Raw genomic sequence first — 1,830 nt, 5'->3', positions numbered from 1 at the left:
GATTCTTATGTTGCAGAACAGCTTGTATCTGATGTGCAATCATCAATCACAGCCGCTGATCGGGCTCAGGTCCTGGCACCAACCATTAATGTTACATACGGGGAAAAGGCGGATGAAGGAGAAAATACGGATACTTATCCCTGGATACCGGACATCACTAGACCGCTGGGTGTGATAACGGATGTAGTCAAAGCAATATCCAGAGGGTTAACAGATATTAAAGATCGGATCATTGATATCCCGGGTTCTATTTCGGATGTTCTGGCTGGTATTAAGGCCCTTCCTGTTTCCATTACTGAATCCATTGCGAAATCCCTTGCCGGGGAAGAGGATGCAAAGGCGAACAACTGGCAGATACAGTCAGATATAACCAAAAAGTTTCCCTTTTGTATTCCTTTTGATTTGTTTGCCTGTATCAGTATCTTTGAGAGCACTTCTACCGATCCCCGGTGGGAGCTGCCATTTACAATAGAAAGCCTGAATATTCATGAAACCATTGTAATTGACTTGTCTACTGATGATTGGAAACCTATGGTCATGCTGGTTCGAATAACAACGCTGATTGGTTACTGTATCTGTCTGATCGTCATTACCAGAAATCTAGTAAAGGGGTGATCTTATGTTAGAACAAATTCGGTATATCTTAATAAAGCTTGCCAATGCCTGTGTTGTATTTCTTCCGAACAGTCCGTTTCAATCATTTTTAAACGAGATTGATAAGATTCCCTTTTTAGGGTACTTAAACTATTTTGTTCCTGTGGCGCAGATTATCGCAGTTACTCAGCTTTGGGTTACGGCGGTTGGCCTGTTCTATCTGGTGCAGCTTGCCCTTCGTTGGGTAAAGATGATTGAGTAAAGTATTAAAAGAAAAGGAGTTGTGTATGGAATTAATACTAAAAAAGGTAGATGAAATAAATAAATTTATGCGTGTTGATATTAATAGAATTTCAATCCTAGTTTTAATTACGTTTTTATACTTTCATTTTACTTTTGGATATGAATTATATAATATACTATTTTCTGAATTTGAAACATTTGAATTATTTGGTTATAAATTACTGTATATCTGTTATTGTTCAATTCCATTCTTAATGATTTTATACTCGATAATTTTTTAATCGAACACAACTAAACTAAAATTTTGTTGATAAGGATTTGAGGTGATTTAATGAAACCTTATAACGTTAAAGTGGAGGGATTTTTATGATTTATTTTTATTCTGGTACTCCCGGCTCCGGAAAGTCGTACCATGTTGCAAAGGATATTTACTTCCAGCTAAATCATGGAAAGAATGTGATAGCGAATTTTGATATTAATTATGATCTGATAACTGCAAAGAAAAAAGGCTTCTTTTTTTACAAGGATAATTTTGATTTAACGGTTGACTGGCTCTTAGATTTCTCCCGTTTGTGTCACCGTCGGGATAAAAGAGGAAAAATCATTGAGGGTCAGACCTGGCTTGTCATTGATGAATGCCAGCTTATCTTTAACTGTCGTTCCTGGAATGACCGGAGCCGCCAGCAATGGGCCAACTTTTTCACCCAGCACCGGAAATATGGATACAACATCATACTGATCAGCCAGTTTGACCGCCTGGTAGATCGTCAAATCCGCAGTCTGATTGAATACGAATACCGTCACCGTAAGATTAACAACTTTGGTACGGTGGGATTCTTCCTGGGGCTCTTTTCTCTTGGTCATCCCCTTTTTATTTCTGTTGAATATTGGTACGGGGTCAAGGAAAAATGCGGTACTTCATTTTTTTACGGACGCAAGAAGTACTATCGCATGTACGATTCGTACAAATTGTTTGACGAGGGCACCCAGGGC

3 protein-coding genes are annotated in these 1,830 nt (G+C 38.5%); all 3 read left to right on the top strand.

Translation table 11 applies throughout. The annotated features are described in order from the left end of the window. On the top strand, positions 1 to 615 hold a 615-nt coding region (locus tag CRO04_RS26495), incomplete at its 5' end, for a hypothetical protein (protein WP_166432681.1). Between the two features lie 4 nt (positions 616 to 619). Then, positions 620 to 856 carry a hypothetical protein gene (locus CRO04_RS25680; RefSeq protein ID WP_097007061.1) on the top strand — a complete coding sequence of 79 codons (237 nt, stop codon included), beginning with the start codon at positions 620 to 622 and terminating at the stop codon, positions 854 to 856. A gap of 347 nt (positions 857 to 1,203) precedes the next feature. Beyond that, a partial coding sequence (locus CRO04_RS25670) for a zonular occludens toxin domain-containing protein (protein ID WP_099458948.1) occupies positions 1,204 to 1,830 on the top strand: 627 nt, incomplete at its 3' end.

The organism is Lacrimispora amygdalina, from assembly GCF_900205965.1.
In the GTDB taxonomy this organism is placed as follows: Bacteria; Bacillota; Clostridia; order Lachnospirales; family Lachnospiraceae; genus Lacrimispora; species Lacrimispora amygdalina_A.
The sequence above is the reverse complement of the archived record's forward strand: the minus strand, read 5'-3'. Positions and strand labels throughout refer to the sequence as shown.

Bases quoted from the DNA above. Each gene is read 5' to 3' on its own strand.
- CRO04_RS25680 (WP_097007061.1), top strand. From the start codon at position 620: ATGTTAGAACAAATTCGGTATATCTTAATAAAGCTTGCCAATGCCTGT.